Below are 18,034 nucleotides of genomic sequence, written 5' to 3' on the forward strand. Positions count from 1 at the left end.
CGCGCCCACTCTTCTCCACCGACACGCTCCTCCTGAAAGCGAGACCTCCCATGCCTGTGCACTTCTCCGAAGACCCCTGGACCCGCGTCACCTCCGTCCGCGGCTACCCCGCCGACGAGCTCATCTCGACCCTGCAGAAGTCGATCCGCCGCGGCGACACCCAGCTCGCGCTGCTGGTCGGCCGCGAGATGTTCGAGTCCAGCGCCGACCTCGAGGAGATGATGTGGGCCCGCCTCAACGTCGTCTCCTGCGAGGACGTCGGCGACGGCAGCTACTCCGAGCCCGTCGTCGTCAACAGCCTCTACCTGATGCACCAGCGCCTCGACCGCTCGTTCGGCGACCGCTGGCTGTTCGCGACCCACGCGATCCGCTTCCTCTCCGAGCGCACCAAGGACCGCACCTCGGACGAGCTCGCGAACCTGACCATGCACCTCATCAACGCCTCCGAGAAGCCGTTCGAGATCCCGGAGTACGCGCTCGACGTGCACACCCGGCGCGGCCAGCTCGCCGGCCGCTCGGTCGACGACTTCTGGGGCGACGGCGGCGGCTCCGAGCTGGTCAACGAGGTCGCGGGCCGCGACAGCGCACTGAAGGACGAGATCCTCCGCCTCCGCGCCGCCGGGGAGTGGAAGGCGTGACCCTCGGCCTCTCCGCCGCGGGCGTCGTCAAGGAGTTCGACGTCGGCCGCGGCACGGTGCGCGCGCTCGACGGCGTCGACCTGGAGACCCGGGAGGGCGAGTTCACCGCCCTCCTGGGGCCCTCGGGCTGCGGCAAGTCGACGCTCCTGCGGATCTTCGCCGGTCTCGAGGGCGTGAGCGGGGGCGTCGCGCAGCTGCACGGCGCCGACCCGGAGCGCGCCCGGATCGACCACCGCGTCGGAGTGGCGTTCCAGGACTCGGCGCTGCTGCCCTGGCGCAGCGCCGCGTCCAACATCGCGCTCGCCTACGAGGTGTCGGGGCGGCGCACCGACCGCGCCGCGATCGCCGCGCTGATCGAGCTGGTCGGCCTGACCGGCTTCGAGAAGGCCAAGCCCGCGCAGCTCTCGGGCGGCATGCGCCAGCGGGTGTCGCTCGCCCGCGCGCTGGCCATGGAGCCGGACGCGCTGCTGCTCGACGAGCCGTTCGGCGCCCTCGACGAGGTCACCCGGCACCGGCTGAACCTGGAGCTGCAGCGGATCTGGACCGAGCGCGCGACCACGACGCTGCTCGTCACCCACAGCATCAGCGAGGCCGTGTTCCTGGCCGACCGTGTCGTGCTGATGGCGGCGCGACCGGGCCGGATCGTCGAGATCGTCGACATCGACCTGCCGCGCCCGCGCACCGCGGAGCTGCAGCAGACGCCGGAGTTCCACGCCTACTGCGACCGGCTCTCCCGCGGACTGTTCGGCGAGACGATCGCGGCGGGAGTGCCGCGGTGACGGCGCTCGCCCCGCCGGAGCAGCCGAGCACCCGCACCAGCGCCGTGCTGATCCGCCGTCGGCCGCGCGGCCTCGTCGGCCGCGTGATCCCGATCCTCGGGCTGATCGCTCTGTGGTGGCTCGTCGCGCTCGTCGCCGCTCCCCTGCGCGTCGTCCCGACGCCGTGGGCCGTGGCGGGCGCATTCGTCGACGACCTGTCGGTGCTGCCGATGAACGTCGGCGCGACCCTCGCGAACGCGGGCATCGGCTACGTCGTCGGCAATGCGGTCGCCGTGCTCGCCGCGATCCTGTTCGTCCAGGTCCCGTGGACCGAGCGGGTGCTGCTCCGGATCGCCGTGATGAGCTTCTGCGTGCCGCTGGTGGCGATCACGCCGATCCTGGTCGTGGTCTTCCCGGGCGACATGCCCAAGCAGATCCTGGCCGGGCTGTCGGTGCTGTTCACCACCCTCGTGTCCTGCCTGCTGGGCCTGCGCTCGGTGAACGGCGCGACGGTCGACCTCGTCCGCTCGATGGGCGGCTCGGACCGCGTGGTGCTGCGGAAGGCGCGGCTGACGGCGATGCTCCCCGGCCTCTTCGCCGGCCTCCAGATCGCCGCGCCCGCCGCGATCCTCGGCACCATTCTCGGCGAGTACCTCGGCGCCTCCCGCGGCCTCGGCGTGATGCTCGTGCAGGCGCAGTCGTCGTTCCAGGTGCCGCGGACCTGGGCGGTCGCACTGACGATGTCGGCGCTGGCCGGGCTCGTCTACTTCGCGGCGGGACTGATCGGGCGCGCCGCCACTCCGTGGGTCTCGCGCGACGTCTCGACCGCGGTCGGCCAGAGCATCGCGACCGCGTCGGGACTGCGCGGCGGCCGGAGCGCCGTGACGGCGCTCCTCGGGCTGCTCGGCTCGATCGCCGTGGTCGTCGCGGTCTGGTGGGGCGCGATCCTGGCGTTCGACCTGTCGCCGTACTTCGCGAAGACGCCGCTGGACGTGCTGACCCATCTCTTCGCGGATCCCGACGCCGCTGCGAACCGCGGGCTCATCCTCGACGGCCTGGCGATCACGCTCCGCGACGCCGGGGTCGGCTACGTCATCGGCACCGCGCTGGCCTGCCTCGTCGCGGTGGGGATCGTGCTGTCGCGCTGGGTCGAGCGCACGGTGCTGCCGGCCGCCGTGGTGATGCGCTCGATCCCGCTGGTCGCGATGACCCCGCTGCTCGCCCTGGTCTTCGGACGCGGGCTGCTCGGCGTGACGGTGATCGTCTCGCTGGTGACCTTCTTCCCGACGCTCGTGAGCGTCGCCGCCGCCCTGCGCGCCGCGCCGGTCCTCGCCTGCGACCTCGTCGTCTCGATGGGCGGCTCGACCGCGATGGTGACCCGCAAGGTCCGCCTGCTCTACGCCCTGCCCGCGATCTTCGCCTCGGCGCGCATCGCCGTCCCGGGCGCCTTCGCCGGCGCGACGCTGGCGGAGTGGCTCGCGACCGGCGAGGGCCTCGGCAGCATGCTCGTCCGCGACTACGCGGCCTCGCGCTTCAGCGCGCTGTGGTCGGAGACGGTGGTCGTCGTCGCCGTGGCCGTGGCGCTGTACGCGCTGGTGAGCGTGGTGGAGCGGCCCGTGGTGCGGCGCTTCGCGGCAGGGCAGGGGTGAGGGGCGGGGGGCGGATCGGGTGCGGGCCTGACGCCCCCCAACAGGGGGACCCTCTGCCGGTGCCCATTGCCGAGGCGGTGGCCGTCTCGCTAGCTTTCGAGCACCGATCCGTTCCCCTGTCGACCCCGACACCCCGCCCGCGACGCCGCGTCCGCGAGGGAGGAGGGATCGCGACGAGGGACCGGAGCGGCCCGATCCGCCCTCTCGAGAAAGGCGACACGATGTCGTCATCGCTCCACCTCTCCTGCACGCACCCCGCCGCGGTGGTGGCACTGTGAGGGCCCCGCGCCGCTCACGGGTCGCCCTGATCGCCGCCGCGGTGATCGCCGGCACGGTCGGCCTCACGCCCGCGCTCAGCGCCGCCGCCGCCCCCTCCGCCTCGACGGACGTCACCTGCACCGACGGCGCCCCCGTCAGCGCCGTCGTCGCCGGCGACACCGGCGGCCCGGTCGCCGGCACGGGGGCCACGAACCTCGGACTGGCCGTCAACGGCACGACCGCCACCCAGACGACCGTCCCGGCGACCGGCGGTCCCTTCGCCTTCGCCCCGGTGCCCGTCAAGACGGGCGACCGCCTCGTGGTCTGGGCCGGCAGCTCGGCCAACGTGCAGTACAGCTACGACGTCACCGCCGCGTCCTGCGACGACGGATTGACGCCCACGCCGACCCCGACCGCCACCGGCACCCCGACGGCCACGCCGACCGCGACGCCCACGGCCACGCCGACCGCGACTCCGACCGCGACGCCGACCGCGACCCCCACCGCCACGCCCACGGCGACTCCGACCGCCACGCCGACCGCGACTCCCACGCCCGGTGGCCCCGTGGTCGTCACCCGCATCGCCGGCGTCGACCGTCAGGACACCGCCGCGAAGGTCTCGGCCGCGACGTTCAAGGCGAACGTGCCGGTCGTCTTCATCGCCACCGGCGGCAACTTCCCCGATGCTCTCGCCGCGGCACCCGCCGCCGCGAAGCAGAACGGCCCGCTGCTGCTGGTCGACCAGGACTCGATGTCGCAGCCGGTCCGCGACGAGCTGCGCCGCCTCAAGCCGAGCAAGATCGTCGTCGTCGGCTCGAACCTGAGCGTCAGCGACCGCCTCGTGACCGAGCTCGCCGCCTACGCGAAGACCGGCGAGGTCCAGCGCATCGGCGGCGTCGACCGCTACGACACCGCGGCGAAGCTCGTCGAAGCCGCGTTCCCGAAGGGCTCCTCGCAGGCCTGGCTCGCCACCGGTGAGAAGTTCCCCGACGCCCTCGCCGCGGCTGCCGCGGCCGGCTCGGTCCGGGCGCCCGTCCTCCTGGTGAACGGCGGACTCAGCGCCGTCGACGACACCACCCGCTCCCTGGTGCAGGGCCTCGGCGTCAAGAAGCTGACCATCGCGGGCGACCCGCTCTCGGTCAGCACCGGCATCGAGAACTCGTTCCGCATCACGCCGATCCGCATCGGCGGCGTCGACCGCTACGACACCTCGGTGCAGCTGAACCGCGCCGCCTTCACGGCCGCGTCGACGGTCTACCTCGCCACCGGCGAGAAGTTCCCCGACGCCCTCTCCGGAGCGGCCGCCGCCGGCTTCACCCGCAACCCGCTCTACACGGTGAAGCCCGACTGCGTCCCCCAGCCCGTCCTCGACGACATCAAGAGCCTCGGCGCCACCAGCGTCGTGCTCCTGGGCGGCACCGGCACCCTCTCCGACGGAGTGGCGAGCCTGACGGCCTGCCGCTAGCCGCCAGCCGCTCACCCGGCCGCTCACTCGCCCGAGAAGGCTCGTTCCCCACCCGGAGAACGAGCCTTCTTGGGCGAATCAGTTCCTCCGTGCAGGCCGGCGTCAAATGGCTTTGTCGATCGCCGCGGAACGGATCGCAGCCGCCGTGGTGCTGCAACCGTTGGTGGCCGTGAGGAACCGCCACAAACCTGGCGCCTTCCGGCGGGCAGATACGCGCAGGGATCGGACGCACTCTTCTCTGCACTACCCGACACATGATGAGATGTGACCACTCCTGTACAGGGAGCACTTCCCAGACTCGACAGGAGCCGACGATGGACGATGAAATTCAGTTGATTGAGGATGCTGACGGGATCGCCGTCATCGGCGAACCTTCCATCGTCGAGCGTTTCCTTCGTTCTGAGGGGCTGACATCCAGCGACCTTCGACTCGAGCGTCTCCGACCCGCCCTCGGCGCGGGGGCCTCAGCGGCCCAGGCCGCATCTGCCATCGCGGCCGGCTCAGGGCGTTGGGTCAAGCTGACCGAGGAATCTGCTGCAGCGCTGAGCAAACACGGCCAGATGATGAGCACCAGGACGGGCCTCGGGTTGGGGGTGGTGCAGGGTGCCGACGGCCGAATCAAGGGCATCGTCCAGTTCGCCACCACTGGGCCTGGGGCACTGCTGACCAACCCTGCCGCTCTGAGTAGCGTCGCCGGAATGATGGCGCAGGCTTCGATGCAGAAATCCATCGACGAGATCAACGAATATCTTGCGGAGATCGACGAGAAGGTCGACGACCTGGTGCGGGGCCAGAAAGACGCTGCACTCGCCGACATGATGGGGGTCGATTTGGTCATTGAAGAGGCGATGACCATCCGCGAAGCAGCAGGTCGAGTCTCGGATGTGACGTGGTCGAAGGTGCAGTCGACCTCCCTCTCTCTCGCGCGGACACAGGCCTACGCACTTCTACAACTCGATGCCCTCGCCGAGAAGATCGAAGGCACCACGAAGCTCGGCGATGTCGCCAGGATCACGCGCGAGGCTGAGCCGAAAGTACGGGAATGGCTCGCTGTGCTCGCCCGCTGCTTCCAGCTCCAGGAGGCGAGTGCGGTGCTCGAGCTGGATCGGGTTCTCGATTCTTCCGCGGACGATCTCGATCGCCATCGTCTCGGACTTCAGGCAGCTCGCAAGAATCGGCTCGAGCAGGTCGCCCAGAGCACTGAGCGACTGATCACTCGGATGGACGCCGCAGTCAGTGATGCGAACGCCAAGGTGCTCCTCAACCCCCTGAGCGCCCGAGCCGTCGTCGATTCCAGCAATGTTCTGGCTAGCGGTGTCGTTGCCTTCCAGGTCCATCTTGGACTCGAGCGGCTGAGAGAATCGGCCAACGCACGGGGCTGGCTTGCCGCCGCCAATGACATCCGCGACAAGATGCTGGAGACGGGCGCCGAGAGCATCGGTGCCGCACGCCGCTTCGGAGATGAGACTGCTGGTCGCGGACGCGCGATGGCCGACAAGCTTTCGCTCCGCCTCGCCGAGGGGGCGCTTCGACGACGCGCCGAGAGCGGTACCGACAAGGTCGAGGAAGTACCTACGTCCGAGCAACTCGATTAGGACGCAGCCGCCTCGGCATGACTCCCCCTGTCCGCTTCCGGACACGTCCGCAAGCGGCTCTTCCGCCGGCGCACGCGGGGCGTCAGACTCGACCGACCCCTCTGCGTCCGCGGCAGGGCCACTCCCGCACCCACTTCAGGAGCCCCGTCCGTGAGCACGAGCGCGCACCAGGTCTCCGCTCCGGTCGCGACCGGCGGGAGCGACGAGGCCGGGACCCCCGCGACCGACGGGGCCGAGACCCACGGGACCGACGACACAGGGACCCACGAGGCCGCAACCGGCGGGACTCATGCGGCCGCGGCCGACGACACCACCGACGCCGAGGCCGCCGCCCCGACCCGCCGTCCGCTCCGCGCCTGGCTGAGCCAGGGCTCCTACGGCCCCACCGATCTCACGCGGCGCGGCGTCCTGCTGGTCGTCGTGTCGGTCCTCGCCGTGCTCGTGCCGGTGGTGACCCTCACCCTGCTCGACGTCGACTCGCACGTCTCGCTCAAGGTCTGGATACTGGCCGTCACCGTGATCGCGCTGCTCGGGGCGCTGCTGCGCGTCGTCGCGGACATGCGGCCCGGCCCCCGCAGCGACCTCGACCGGGCCGGCAAGGCGGTCGGGGCGGTCGCGGCGCTGTTCACCGCGCTCGCCGTCATCATCGACTGGAGCCTGCTGCACCTGTAGCGGGGCAGCGCGGAGGGATCCGCGCTCAGGACTCGGGCAGGAATCGCACCGGCAGGTCCGCGATGGACAGCCCCGACTCGCGCAGCGCCGCCTCGATGGCGGCCTGCTCGCTCTCCGGGGCGGTGACCTGCACCATGTCGACGCCGTCCGTCTGCGTGCCGTCGCTGCTCACGCCGACCGCGAGACCGGTCGCGGCGACCGCCGCCAGGGGGAGCCACCACCGCCTCGTCATGCGACCAGGGTGCCTCGCCGGCGCCCGTCCCGCCGGTGCGGAGGGCCGCGCTCGGGCGAACGCGGGGTGAACGGACGTCGCCGGGCACAATGGGACGGTGCCGCCCACCTCCGCCGACCCGCGTCCGGATCCGCAGCCGGACCCCGCCGCCGATCCGCGCGACGACGTGGCCGGCGACGGCCGCGACGAGACCGAGAACGAGCGGCTCGACCGCAACTGGAGCGAGATCCTGCAGGAGCTGCGGGTCATCCAGACCGGGACGCAGATCCTCACCGGGTTCCTGCTGGCGATCGCCTTCCAGCAGCGCTTCGAGGACCTCGACCTCTTCCAGACCGACGTCTACCTGGTGCTGATCAGCGGCTCGGTGCTCGCGACCCTGCTCGGGCTCGCGCCGGTCAGCCTGCACCGCGAGCTGTTCCGCCGCCGGGCGAAGCGGACGCTGGTGCGGGCGGCCGACGTCCTGCTGCGGCTGACGCTGATGGCGGTGGCGCTGGTGCTCGTGGGAACCGTGCTGCTGATCTTCGACGTCGTCACGACGCGGCCGCTCGCGATCACGATGGCGTCGGTCACGGCGGTGCTCATCGTCGGCATCTGGCTGGCGCTGCCATGGCGGATCCGGCGGCGCGGGTAGGCGCACGGCGGTTGCAGGGGGCGGATCTCGAGACGCCCGCTGCGCGGGCTACTCGATCAGCATGAAGCGGGCGGGCCGGCCATGCCGGTCGAGCAGCGCGCAGCGCGTGTCGAGACCCGCATCGGCGCAGGATGACGGACGCGCGGCGCGCGCCCCGCCCGGGCCGACCGCGCCGTCGCGCCAGTCGTCCGCCCATCGCCGCCAGTGCCGGGGCTTGCGCCCGCCCTGTCGCTCCGCAACGCCACCGCCCCGCCCGCCGCGCGCGGTGGCGGCTCGTCCCCCACGGCTCCCCCGTGCTGACCGCGACGTCACGCTGATCCCGCGGTCCGCCGCCACCGCCGGCACCCGCCCGCAGCACGCCCGTCGCGCCGCCGCCCCCGCGCGCCGCCGCCGGCGACCACTCGCCGCTGAGCGCACCCTGCACACCACCTGAGAGCATGTCACCGGATTGGACCCGCGCGTGCCCAATCCGGGGGTCAAGGCGCGTCGACTAGAACCGTATCTTGATGCCTGCTCCACCCGGACCGCCCGCTGGAGCAGCCCGGAGGGATCGGATCATGACGGAAGTGCGCGCGCTCGCCCGCCACCGTCACCCCACTCCGCAGACCCCGACCTCGTCAGCACCGCGCCCACTCGCCCTGACGCTGATCCTCGTCCTGCTCGCCGCCGTCCTCGTCGTCCTGCCCGCCCCGCGCGCGGAGGCCGCCACCGTCCTGCTCCAGGAGGGCTTCGGCGGCACGAGCGTCGTCGACCCCGCCTGGCAGGCCCTCGACAGCGCCTGCATCACCCGCGCCACGACGGCGCCGCCCGCCGGCACCTCGACCCTCGGCGTCTGCGCCAACCGCACGCAGGCTCCCGCCGCCGCGACCACCCCCGGCTTCCTGCAGCTCACCGACACCCGCACCAACGCCAAAGGCGGCGCGGTCTTCAACCGCCCGATCCCCGCGACCGGCGGCCTCGACGTCCAGTTCGACCAGTACCAGTACCAGGCGGCGCTCGGCCTGCAGGGCGCCGACGGCATCGGCTTCTTCCTCACCGACGGCTCGCGCAGCCTCACCGCTGCGGGCGCTCCCGGCGGCTCGCTCGGCTACGGCCAGTCCACGACCGTCGACGGCGTGAACGGCGGCTACCTCGGCATCGGCCTCGACGTCTTCGGCAACTTCTCCAGCACCGGCGGCGGTCTCGGCGCGGGCTGCGCCACCCCGCCCACTCCTCCGGGCACGACCGCCAACCGCATCGTCGCCCGCGGCCCCGGCCAGGGCAAGACCGGCTACTGCTACATCGCGGGCACCGCCCCGCCCGGAACGCTCGCCTCCCTCCGCCCGACCGTCAACCTCAGCGACACGGGCGCCCCCGGCACCGGCGCCGGACGCACCATCCGCGTCACCGTCTCGTCGGCCGCGTTCCCGGTGGTCACCGTCTACTACGGCGCCACGGCCGGCATGGCCGCCGCCTCGCTCACCCAGGCGCTGCAGTTCACGATGACCACCGCCGCCCCCTCCACCTACAAGCTCGGCTTCACCGCGTCGACCGGCGGATCGAGCGACACTCACCTGATCCGCAACGTCTCGGTCTCCTCCATCAACGACCTCGACGACATCTCGCTCGTCAAGCAGATCGACCGCACCACGACCCAGCCCGCCACCTACAACGAGGGCTCGGTCATCCCCTACCAGTTCGTCGTCACGAACGGCTCGGTCACCGGCACGCTCAGCGGTGTCGCCGTCTCCGACCCGAAGGTGCCGACCGTCACCTGCCCGACGACCACCCTCGCCCCACTCGCGTCGGTGATCTGCACCGGCACGCACACCGTCACGGCGGCCGAGGCGGTCGCCGGGAACCTCGTCAACACGGCGACGGCCTCGGCCACCAAGACGACTCCGGGCCAGACGACCGTCACCGTCACGAGCCGCACCGCCACCGTCACCGCCCCGATCACCACGCCCGCCCCCGCGATCACCCTGGTCAAGTCCGGCGCCCTGACCGACACCAACGGCAACGCGCAGGCCGACGTCGGCGAGCAGATCGTCTACACCTTCCGCGCCACGAACACCGGCAACGTCACCCTGCAGAACGTCGCCGTCACCGACACGAAGGTCGCCTCGATCACCCCGGCGACCGCGACGATCGCCCCCACCGCGCAGGCCGTCTTCACCTCCGCCGCGTACACGGTGACCCAGGCCGACATCAACAGCGGCACCGCGATCCCCAACACGGCGACGGTCACCGGCCGCACCCTCGCGGCGAGCCCCACGACGGTCACGGCGAGCTCGAGCACCACCACGCCCATCCGCTACGCGCCGGCCCTGACGCTCACCAAGAACGGCGCGCTCAACGGCGCCGCCGCGGTCGGCTCGACGATCACCTACTCCTTCACCCTCGTGAACACCGGCAACGTGCCGCTGACGTCCGTGGCGATCGCCGACCCCAAGGTCACCGTGATCTACGGAGCCTGGCCCGGCACCGCCGGCCAGCTCGGCATCGGCCAGCAGGTCACCGCGACCGCCAGCTACCCGCTGACCCAGGCCGACGTCGACGCCGGCTCGGTCGTCAACACCGCCACCGCGACGGGCACCCCGCCCACCGGCGCCGCCGTCACCAGCACCGCCACCCGGACGATCACGCTCACCCGGGCCGCCGACCTCGCCTTCACCAAGACCGCCAACCCCGCCTTCATCAGCACCGCGGGCACCGTCGTCACGTACACCTTCCGCGCCACCAACACCGGCAACACGACCCTCACCAGCGTCGGGATCACCGACCCGAAGTCCGGCCTCTCGGCGCTGACCTTCAGCTGGCCCGGCACCGCCGGCCGGCTCACGCCCGGCCAGGTCGTCAGCGCGACCGCCACCTATACGACCACCGCGGCGGACGTGACGGCCGGCACGATCTCGAACACCGCGACCGCCACCGCGACACCGCCGACCGGCTCCGCGATCACCCGCACCGCCTCCGTCACGATCTCGGTGATCCCCGACCCGCTGCCCGACGCGGCGACGGTCGTCCAGGGCGGCTCGGTCGTCGTCGACGTGCTCGCCAACGACGGCGCCGCGGCGACCGGCGCGACCTTCTCCCGGGCTCAGCTCTCGGCGACCCCCAAGGTCGTCGGAGGTGCCGCCACCCCCGCCCCCGCGACCCCCGTCTTCGGCTCGGTCACCTGCGTCGACAGCGGCGCCACCCGCGGGCAGTGCACCTACCGCCCGATCGCCGCCTTCGTCGGCACCGACGTCTTCGACTACGCGCTCTCGGGCACCTACGGCACCTGGAACGTCCGCGTCACGATCACCGTGACCGCCCTCAACCACGCGCCGATCGCCCGCCCGGACCGCGCCGTCGCGACCGCCGGCGGCCCCGCCGTCACGGTCTCGCCGCTCGCCAACGACACCGACGAGGACGCCGGCACGACGCTGACCCTGAGCGCCGTCGGCACCGCGAGCAGCGGCACCTTCTCCTGCACGGGCGCGACCTGCACCTACACGCCGGCGGCGGCCTTCACCGGCACCGTGCCGATCGCCTACACCGCGAGCGACGGTGCGCTCACCGCGAGCAGCACGATCACGGTCTTCGTCGACCCCGCCCCGCTGGTCCCCCGCGGCTTCACCGACACCGACACGACGAGCGGCGCGATCGGCCTCGGCGCCTGGACCCGCTCCTCCGTCGTCGCCACCCCCGTCGCGAGCTGCACCGCGAACCGTCCGAGCACGCTCGTGAGCTGGTCCGCCGCACCCGGCGCCACCGGCTGGACCCTCGAGCGCCGCCTGGCCGGAGCGACGCCCGGCGCCTGGACCGTCGTCGCGACGCCCGCGGCGAGCGCCACCTCCTTCACCGACGACCGACTCGGCGAGGGCCGCAGCTACCAGTGGCGGGTCCGACCCGACCTGCAGCGCTGGCTCGGCACCGCGTCGGCCCCCTCGACCGCCGTCGCGCAGCCGGCCGTCGTCACCGCGAGGGGCTGCTGATGCCACGGCCGCCTCGCCCCACGAACCCTCCCATCCGTCCTGCACACGCCCGCGTGAGGGAGACCAGGCCCGCACCGGGCACCCATCTGAAAGGAACCGTCATGACCGCCACAGCCTCCACCGAGAACGACTCCCGCAAGCGCGCCCCCTGGAAGAGGATCGCCCTCACCGGCGGTGTCCTCCTCGCCGCGGGCGCCCTCGCCGGCGCCGGCGCCTTCGCCGTCTTCACCGACTCCGGCACCGCGGTCGGCAACGTCGACGCCGGCCAGACCGACATCAACGTCACCGGCGGCTTCACCGTCACCGACATCGCGCCCGGCGACACGATCCAGCGCCCGCTGACCCTCGTGCTCCCGAACGCGACCAACGACGGCGACCTCGTCTCCACCGTGCGCTTCTACCAGGACGTCACCTCGGAGACCGCCGGCACCGACGACCCGCTGCTCGCCGGCCCCGGCGAGTCGCTCGTCACCGGCACCGACGGCCTCGACTACCGCCTGCTGACCTGCACCGTGGCGTGGACCACCGCCGCGACCGCCCCCGCGGTGAACGGCCCGTACACCTGCGCCGGGACCACGACGACGACCGGCAGCGGCAAGCTGTCGACCATCGGCGGAGTCGCCAACGCCGCGAACTTCACGCCGGCGAACTTCGGCCTCACCCCCACGGCGACCGGCACCTTCCCGTCGGACGCCGGCGACGTCTCGCTGAACACGCTGATCGAGCTCGTGCTGCCCACCGCGGCCGACAACGACTACGAGAACGCCGCCGCGCAGATCACCTTCACCGCCGCCGCCATCCAGCGCGCCGGCATCCAGAAGTAGCCGACCGCTCCCGCCCCGGCGCCGTGCCCGCCCGCACGCGCGGCCGGGGCGGGAGCTCCCCCTCCTCTTCCTGCCCTTCTCCCCTCTCCCTCTTCTTCCCCCCTTCTTCCCCTCGGAGCCCCATGCCAGCCCTGCGCGCGATCGGCGCCGTCCTCGCGGCGGTCCTCCTCGCGCCCGCGGTGTCCGCGGCGTCGGTCGCTCCGCCCGCCGCCCTGCTCGACGTGCGCGAGCTGACGGCTCCCGCCGCCCTCACCGGCCTCGCCCCCGGCGACACCACCGAGTGGGCCGCCGAGGTCACCAACGTCGGCTCGTCGGCGCACCAGGTGTCGGTCGCCTTCGCGGTCGACGGCGGCGACGCGCTCGCCACGGACCCGCGCGCCGGGCTCCAGCTGGTCGTCGACCTCTGCCCCGCCGCCTTCACGATCGACGACGTCCTCGTCGCCGACGGCCGCTCCGTCGAGCGCTACCGCTGCCCCGAGGGCGTCGAGCCGATGGGCGCCGGACCGGCCGCGTCGCTCGGCCGGCTCGACGGGTCCCGGGCGCTCGACCGCGGCGAGACCGTCGGCGTGCGGGTCCGGGTGAGCTTCCCGAGCGGATCGGGCAACGCGCTCGAGAGCACGTCGGCCGCCCTGCGCGTGCTCGTGCGCGAGACCGGGGCGATCGACGGCTCCGGCGCTCCCGGGGACGGCCCTTCCGGGAACGGCGCGGTCGGCGAGGGCGCCTCGGGGACCGGCGCCCTCGGGAACGGCGGACCGGGGAACGGCCTCGCCGTCACCGGCCGCGACGTCGGCGCCGCGCTGCTCGGCGGCCTGCTCGCCCTCGGCGCCGGACTGCTGCTCGCCGCCACCGGCCGCCGGCGGAAGGAGGCTCGATCGTGAGCAGCACGGACAGGAGCGACGCAGTCGTGAGCGGACCCGTCGCGAGCAGACCGGTCGTCACGGGCCTCCGCCGCCTCCTCGGCCTGGTCGTCGCGCTCGTCGCGATCGCCGGCGTCGCCGTCTTCGTCGCGTCCGCCCTCGGCGTCGTGCGCCTCGTGCCCGTGCTCTCGAACTCGATGGCGCCGGACATGCCCGTCGGCTCGCTCGCCGTCACCCTCCCCGTCGACCAGGCCGCGGTGCGCGCCGGCGACGTGATCGTCTTCACCGACCCCGACGTGCCCGAGCGCCGAGTGATCCACCGCGTCACGCTCGTCTACTCCGAGGCCGAGGCCGCCGAGCTGCGCGGCTGGTCGCCGGGACTCCTCGCGCTGACCACCAAGGGCGACAACAACCCGCAGGCGGACCCGTGGATCGTCACCATCGCGGATCAGCGGATCTGGCGCGAGGAGTCGGTCGTGCCGCTGCTGGGCTGGCCGAGCATCGCGCTCGCGCAGCCCCAGGCGCGCTTCGCGTTCTTCGCGATCGGCGGCGCGCTCGTCGTCGGCGCCGTACTCGTCGTCATCTGGCGTCGACCCGCGGAGGTGCGGTCGTGAGCGGCACGGGCGCGACTCGCGCGCACGGCCGTCGGCGCGCGGTCCCGGCCCGCCGCCGCTCCCGCGCACCGCTCGCCCTCGCCGCGGCGATCGCGCTGGTGCTCGGCGCCGGCGCCTCCGCATCCGCTCTCTTCCTCGACCGCGCGACCGCCGGCGCCCAGGTCGGCGCCGGCACCGTCGTCGCCGAGTTCGACGCCACGGGAGTCACCACCGTGCAGGTCCCCGTCGCCGATCTGCTGCCCGGCGGCACGGCCCGGCGCCTCGTCGACCTCACCAACGCCGGCACCGTCTCGATGGGCGCCCTGCAGCTCGAGTCCGCCGCGACGACCGTGGGCGCGAGCGCCTCCGACGGCCTGCAGCTCGCCCTCGAGCGCTGCTCGGTGGCCTGGTCGTCCGACGCCGCCACCTGCCCCGGCACCACGACCACCGTCGCGGCCGACCGCCCCGCCACGGCCCGCATCGACCTGCCCGCCTCCCCCGCCTTCGCCATCGGAGCGACGGATCACCTCCGCCTCACCCTCCGGCTCCCGGAGTCGTCCCCGTCCGCCGCGCAGAGCACCTCCGGCACCCTGACCCTCGCCGTCCTCGGCATCCAGGCCCCGGGCAAGCACCGCTGACGCCGCCGCCCCGGCCGGCGCCGGGTCTCCTCGGAGGAGCCGCCGCCGCCGCCCATGCTGGTCGAGTAGCCCCGACAGGGGCGTATCGAGACCCACCCTCCCCAGCACGGCGGGCCCGGCGACCCCACTCCAGGCGCCGCCGGATCTCGATACGCCCGCTCCGCGGGCTACTCGATCAGCATGGAGGGACGCGAGCTCCGCACAACATCAGCTGAGAAGGGGTGCCCTCCGCTGACAGAGGAGGCCCACCCGCCTCAGCTGATGTTCTGCGACGCCCACCACCGCCTGCACGCCCCCTGCCGGTCGAATAGCCCCGACAGGGGCGTATCGAGACCCACCGTGTCCCGGTAGGCAAGCCGGCAGACCCCACCTCCCGGCGTCGCCGTATCTCGGTGCGCCCGCTCCGCGGGCTACTCGATCAGCAGGGCGGCTGCAGGGTCGCGAGCGCCTCGTCGAAGCTCTCCGCGGAGGCGAGCACGCCCTCCGGGCCGATCGCGATCCAGCGGCCGCGGTCGCGCAGCAGCAGGCCGAGCTCCTCGGACGGCCGGCGGCGGGTGCGGCGCAGCTCGAGGACGAACGCGCCGGGACCGGTCTCGCGGATCTCCGGCGTCCGGCGATCGGGCAGTCTCAGCGGTACACGCTCCACTCCTTCTTCATCACGCGGGTCTCCTGGCCGTCGACCGCGACGATCCAGGCGCCGTCGGTCTTCGCCAGCACGCGGCCGCGCAGGTACTGCGGCTCCCAGCCGTCGGCACGGTGCACCCACTTCACGAAGCGCGCGAACCGGCCCGGCATCACATCGTCTCTGGACATCTGGTCCTCCCCGTCGTCGGGGCCGCGCCCGCCGCCGTCGCGGGACGACGGCGTCTCCGGATGCGGCCGGATGACAGGACTGTAGGACGCGCTCAGCGGCCAGGAGGAGACCCTTGACGGATTCGCCGACGTGGGCAACAGCTGTCGGGGAGCGCCGCACTCAGCGCCCGAGCAGCCCCAGGACGCGCCGCTTGAGCGGGTGCAGCCGGTACGCCGCGTACCGCACCGCCGGGTGCGCCAGCGCGCGCAGCCGCCGCGGCAGGGTGCTCCGCGCGGCCACCGCCTCCGCGTAGATCGCGGCCTGGGTGCGCGCCGCCGCCGCGAGGCTGAAGCGCTCGACGACCACCTCGCGCCCGAGCGCGCCGAGCCGCTCCCGCAGCTCCGCGTCGGCCGCGAGCGGCGCGAGGATCCCGGCGAGGCGACCCGGCCCGTCGACGCCGTCGCCGAGCGAGTACCAGCCGCCGTCGAGGAAGAACGGCAGCGACTCCGGCGTCAGCAGCCGCCAGAAGGCCTTCTCGCCCTGCACGACCAGCGGCTTCGCGAACGCCATCCCCCGCAGCGCGGAGCTGCCCATCCCGAGAACGATGTCGGCGACCGCGTAGGCGTCGCGCGGGTCGAGCATCTGCCCGGTCAGCGTCACCAGCTCGCGCGAGCGCCCGGCGTTCACCCGGTCGGCCGCGGCCTGCAGCTCGCCGCGGACCGGGCCGTCGCCGACGACGATCAGCCGCAGGCGGTGCTCGTCGCCGATCGCGCCGACCGCCTCGATCGCCGCCAGGATCCCCTCGCGCTTGAGGTCGACCACCAGCCGCGCCACCGTGACGACCGCGATCTCGCCGTCCTGCACGTCGAAGCGCGCCCGCAGCTCCGCCGTCCGCGCCGCGTCCTCGACCGGCGCGTTCAGCTCGGTGTCCACCGGCGGCTCGATCAGGTGCAGCGTCGGCCGGTGCCGCGACTCCTCCTCGAGCAGCTCGACCACGCCGACGATCATCGGGAAGGCGGCCGGCACGAAGTCGGGCACCTCGGGCGAGAGCACCGTGGTCACCACCGGCACGCCGTCGATCAGGTGCGGCCCGAAGGCGGCGTCCATCGTCGGCGCCCACTCGTAGGCGTGGATCAGGTCGATCCGCCGCTCGCGGACGATCCGCCGCAGCCGCGCCATGCTCCGGAAGGACAGGCGGGGCCCCTTCTCCGGCGCCTCCTCCCAGTCCAGCCCGAGCTCGGCGACCAGCGGGCGCAGATCGCCGTCCGGCCCGTAGACCACCGCCTCGTGGCCGAGCGCGGCCATCCGCCCGGCGAGCTCGATCCCGTTGATCTGGCTGCCGCCGACCTCCATCGTGTGCAGGCAGGTGAGGATGCGCATCAGGCGGCCGGAGCGGGAGACGCGGCCGGGGTGGACGGGGCCGCCTGAGCCTGAGCCTGCGCCGCGACCTGGCGGCGGGCCTCGTCGATCGTCGCCAGCACCGAGACGACCTCGTGGTGCGGGTGCACCGGCGACTCCACGAGCCCCGCGGCGACGTAGGAGGCGAACGCCGTCGCCTGGAAGGACAGCGCGCCGTAGGGCCACGGCCCCTCGTCGCTCCAGACCTCCGAGTCCTGCCCCGAGCTCATGCTGCCGAGCGTCAGCGTCACACCGCTCGGGCCGAAGAACGGGCTGTGCACCGCGAGCCGCCCCTCCGAGCCCAGGACCATCGCCTCGACCGGCAGCGACGTCTGGAGCGAGGTCGACAGCAGCGCGCGGGCGCCGGAGGCGGTGGTGAGCAGCAGATCGGCGCTCGCGTCGACGCCCGTGCCCGGGTCGACGGTCCCGGAGGCGACGACCGAGACGGGCGCGCCGAGCACCGAGGACGCAAACGAGATCGGGTACACCCCGGCGTCCAGCAGCGCGCCGCCGCCGAGCTCCTTCGCCCAGAGCCGCCCGGTCGGATCGACGGGGACGGAGAAGCCGAAGTCGGCGGTGACCAGGCGGAGCTCGCCGAGCACCCCGCTCTCGACGACCTGGCGGATGACATCGGCCTGGGGCAGGTAGCGCGCCCACATCGCCTCCATCACCAGCAGGCCGGCGGCGCGGCCCGCGTCGGTGATCTCGCGCGCCTCGTCCGCGGACATCGCGATCGGCTTCTCGATCAGCACGTGCTTGCCGGCCGCGAGCGCGGCGAGCGCCTGCGCGCGGTGCAGCGGGTGCGGGGTCGCGATGTAGACGGCGTCGATCCCGGAGTCGGCGACCAGCTCCTCGACCGTGGCGTGCACCGTCGCGATGCCGTGCTTCTCGGCGAAGGCTCGCGTCTTCTCGGCGTCGCGCGCGGTGACGGCGACGGCGCGCTGCACCGAGCGGGAGTGGATCGCGGCGACGAAGGCGTCGGCGATGCCCGTGCCGATCACTCCCCAGCGCAGGGCGGGGACGGAGGCGGGGTCGATCGTTCGCGGAGCGGGGAGGGTCACGGGCACCGCTGAA

Annotated in this window: 17 protein-coding genes; 12 read left to right on the plus strand and 5 right to left on the minus strand. The window is 73.3% G+C overall.

Annotation, left to right across the window (positions count from 1 at the left end):
* The first annotated feature begins 50 nt into the window (after positions 1-50).
* From EDF43_RS02550 to EDF43_RS21650, 6 genes are all read left to right on the plus strand, one after another.
* Positions 51-638: an AAA family ATPase gene (locus EDF43_RS02550; RefSeq protein ID WP_123444462.1), complete on the plus strand. Its 588-nt coding sequence runs from the start codon at positions 51-53 to the stop codon at positions 636-638.
* Positions 635-1,417, plus strand: a complete 783-nt coding sequence (locus EDF43_RS02555; RefSeq protein ID WP_243581452.1) for an ABC transporter ATP-binding protein — start codon at positions 635-637, stop codon at positions 1,415-1,417. The genes EDF43_RS02550 and EDF43_RS02555 overlap by 4 nt, the downstream gene beginning before the upstream one ends.
* Positions 1,414-3,045 carry an ABC transporter permease subunit gene (locus EDF43_RS02560; RefSeq protein ID WP_132435265.1) on the plus strand — a complete coding sequence of 544 codons (1,632 nt, stop codon included), beginning with the start codon at positions 1,414-1,416 and terminating at the stop codon, positions 3,043-3,045. Before EDF43_RS02555 ends, EDF43_RS02560 begins: the two co-directional genes overlap by 4 nt.
* 274 nt (positions 3,046-3,319) lie before the next feature.
* Positions 3,320-4,768 (plus strand): cell wall-binding repeat-containing protein, encoded by a 1,449-nt coding sequence (locus tag EDF43_RS02565; protein ID WP_132435267.1) that lies wholly within the window; start codon positions 3,320-3,322, stop codon positions 4,766-4,768.
* A gap of 314 nt (positions 4,769-5,082) precedes the next feature.
* Positions 5,083-6,363: a hypothetical protein gene (locus EDF43_RS02570; RefSeq protein ID WP_132435269.1), complete on the plus strand. Its 1,281-nt coding sequence runs from the start codon at positions 5,083-5,085 to the stop codon at positions 6,361-6,363.
* A 150-nt stretch (positions 6,364-6,513) separates the two neighbouring features.
* Complete coding sequence (locus EDF43_RS21650) at positions 6,514-7,035, plus strand: hypothetical protein (protein ID WP_165908987.1); 522 nt, start codon at positions 6,514-6,516, stop codon at positions 7,033-7,035.
* 25 nt (positions 7,036-7,060) lie between these two features.
* Here EDF43_RS21650 and EDF43_RS02585 read toward each other — a convergent pair whose 3' ends face one another.
* Positions 7,061-7,267 carry a hypothetical protein gene (locus tag EDF43_RS02585; RefSeq protein WP_132435273.1) on the minus strand — a complete coding sequence of 69 codons (207 nt, stop codon included), beginning with the start codon at positions 7,265-7,267 and terminating at the stop codon, positions 7,061-7,063.
* Between the two features lie 97 nt (positions 7,268-7,364).
* Between EDF43_RS02585 and EDF43_RS02590 the strand changes: the two genes are divergently transcribed.
* From EDF43_RS02590 to EDF43_RS22475, 6 genes are all read left to right on the plus strand, one after another.
* Positions 7,365-7,898 (plus strand): DUF6328 family protein, encoded by a 534-nt coding sequence (locus EDF43_RS02590; protein WP_243581458.1) that lies wholly within the window; start codon positions 7,365-7,367, stop codon positions 7,896-7,898.
* Between the two features lie 557 nt (positions 7,899-8,455).
* Positions 8,456-11,857 (plus strand): Ig-like domain-containing protein, encoded by a 3,402-nt coding sequence (locus EDF43_RS02595; protein WP_132435275.1) that lies wholly within the window; start codon positions 8,456-8,458, stop codon positions 11,855-11,857.
* 101 nt (positions 11,858-11,958) lie between these two features.
* Positions 11,959-12,681 carry a TasA family protein gene (locus EDF43_RS02600; protein WP_132435277.1) on the plus strand — a complete coding sequence of 241 codons (723 nt, stop codon included), beginning with the start codon at positions 11,959-11,961 and terminating at the stop codon, positions 12,679-12,681.
* A 122-nt stretch (positions 12,682-12,803) separates the two neighbouring features.
* Positions 12,804-13,559: a sortase gene (locus tag EDF43_RS21655; RefSeq protein ID WP_165908988.1), complete on the plus strand. Its 756-nt coding sequence runs from the start codon at positions 12,804-12,806 to the stop codon at positions 13,557-13,559.
* Positions 13,556-14,152, plus strand: a complete 597-nt coding sequence (locus EDF43_RS21660; RefSeq protein ID WP_165908989.1) for a signal peptidase I — start codon at positions 13,556-13,558, stop codon at positions 14,150-14,152. The genes EDF43_RS21655 and EDF43_RS21660 overlap by 4 nt, the downstream gene beginning before the upstream one ends.
* Positions 14,149-14,769 (plus strand): peptidase, encoded by a 621-nt coding sequence (locus EDF43_RS22475; RefSeq protein WP_132435279.1) that lies wholly within the window; start codon positions 14,149-14,151, stop codon positions 14,767-14,769. Before EDF43_RS21660 ends, EDF43_RS22475 begins: the two co-directional genes overlap by 4 nt.
* 418 nt (positions 14,770-15,187) lie before the next feature.
* Here EDF43_RS22475 and EDF43_RS02615 read toward each other — a convergent pair whose 3' ends face one another.
* The 4 genes from EDF43_RS02615 to EDF43_RS02630 all read right to left on the minus strand — a co-directional run bounded on the left by EDF43_RS02615 (position 15,188) and on the right by EDF43_RS02630 (position 18,027).
* A complete protein-coding gene (locus EDF43_RS02615) occupies positions 15,188-15,415 on the minus strand; it encodes a hypothetical protein (protein ID WP_123444448.1) in 228 nt (75 codons plus the stop codon).
* Positions 15,397-15,582, minus strand: coding sequence for a hypothetical protein (locus tag EDF43_RS02620; RefSeq protein ID WP_123734602.1), 186 nt, complete (start codon positions 15,580-15,582; stop codon positions 15,397-15,399). The genes EDF43_RS02615 and EDF43_RS02620 overlap by 19 nt, the downstream gene beginning before the upstream one ends.
* Before the next feature lie 160 nt (positions 15,583-15,742).
* Positions 15,743-16,942 (minus strand): glycosyltransferase family 4 protein, encoded by a 1,200-nt coding sequence (locus EDF43_RS02625; protein ID WP_132435281.1) that lies wholly within the window; start codon positions 16,940-16,942, stop codon positions 15,743-15,745.
* Positions 16,942-18,027 carry a Gfo/Idh/MocA family oxidoreductase gene (locus EDF43_RS02630; RefSeq protein WP_132435283.1) on the minus strand — a complete coding sequence of 362 codons (1,086 nt, stop codon included), beginning with the start codon at positions 18,025-18,027 and terminating at the stop codon, positions 16,942-16,944. Before EDF43_RS02630 ends, EDF43_RS02625 begins: the two co-directional genes overlap by 1 nt.
* Positions 18,028-18,034 lie beyond the last annotated feature (7 nt).

It is taken from the genome of Rathayibacter sp. PhB179 (assembly GCF_004345345.1).
Taxonomy (GTDB): domain Bacteria; phylum Actinomycetota; class Actinomycetes; order Actinomycetales; family Microbacteriaceae; genus Rathayibacter; species Rathayibacter festucae.

What these genes read in the sequence shown, in the direction of transcription:
- EDF43_RS02570 (WP_132435269.1), top strand. Translation starts at nt 5,083, where the DNA reads ATGGACGATGAAATTCAGTTGATTGAGGATGCTGACGGGATCGCCGTC.
- EDF43_RS02585 (WP_132435273.1), bottom strand. Translation starts at nt 7,267, where the DNA reads ATGACGAGGCGGTGGTGGCTCCCCCTGGCGGCGGTCGCCGCGACCGGT.
- EDF43_RS02620 (WP_123734602.1), bottom strand. Translation starts at nt 15,582, where the DNA reads ATGTCCAGAGACGATGTGATGCCGGGCCGGTTCGCGCGCTTCGTGAAG.
- EDF43_RS21655 (WP_165908988.1), top strand. Translation starts at nt 12,804, where the DNA reads ATGCCAGCCCTGCGCGCGATCGGCGCCGTCCTCGCGGCGGTCCTCCTC.
- EDF43_RS02600 (WP_132435277.1), top strand. Translation starts at nt 11,959, where the DNA reads ATGACCGCCACAGCCTCCACCGAGAACGACTCCCGCAAGCGCGCCCCC.
- EDF43_RS02550 (WP_123444462.1), top strand. Translation starts at nt 51, where the DNA reads ATGCCTGTGCACTTCTCCGAAGACCCCTGGACCCGCGTCACCTCCGTC.
- EDF43_RS02595 (WP_132435275.1), top strand. Translation starts at nt 8,456, where the DNA reads ATGACGGAAGTGCGCGCGCTCGCCCGCCACCGTCACCCCACTCCGCAG.
- EDF43_RS02625 (WP_132435281.1), bottom strand. Translation starts at nt 16,942, where the DNA reads ATGCGCATCCTCACCTGCCTGCACACGATGGAGGTCGGCGGCAGCCAG.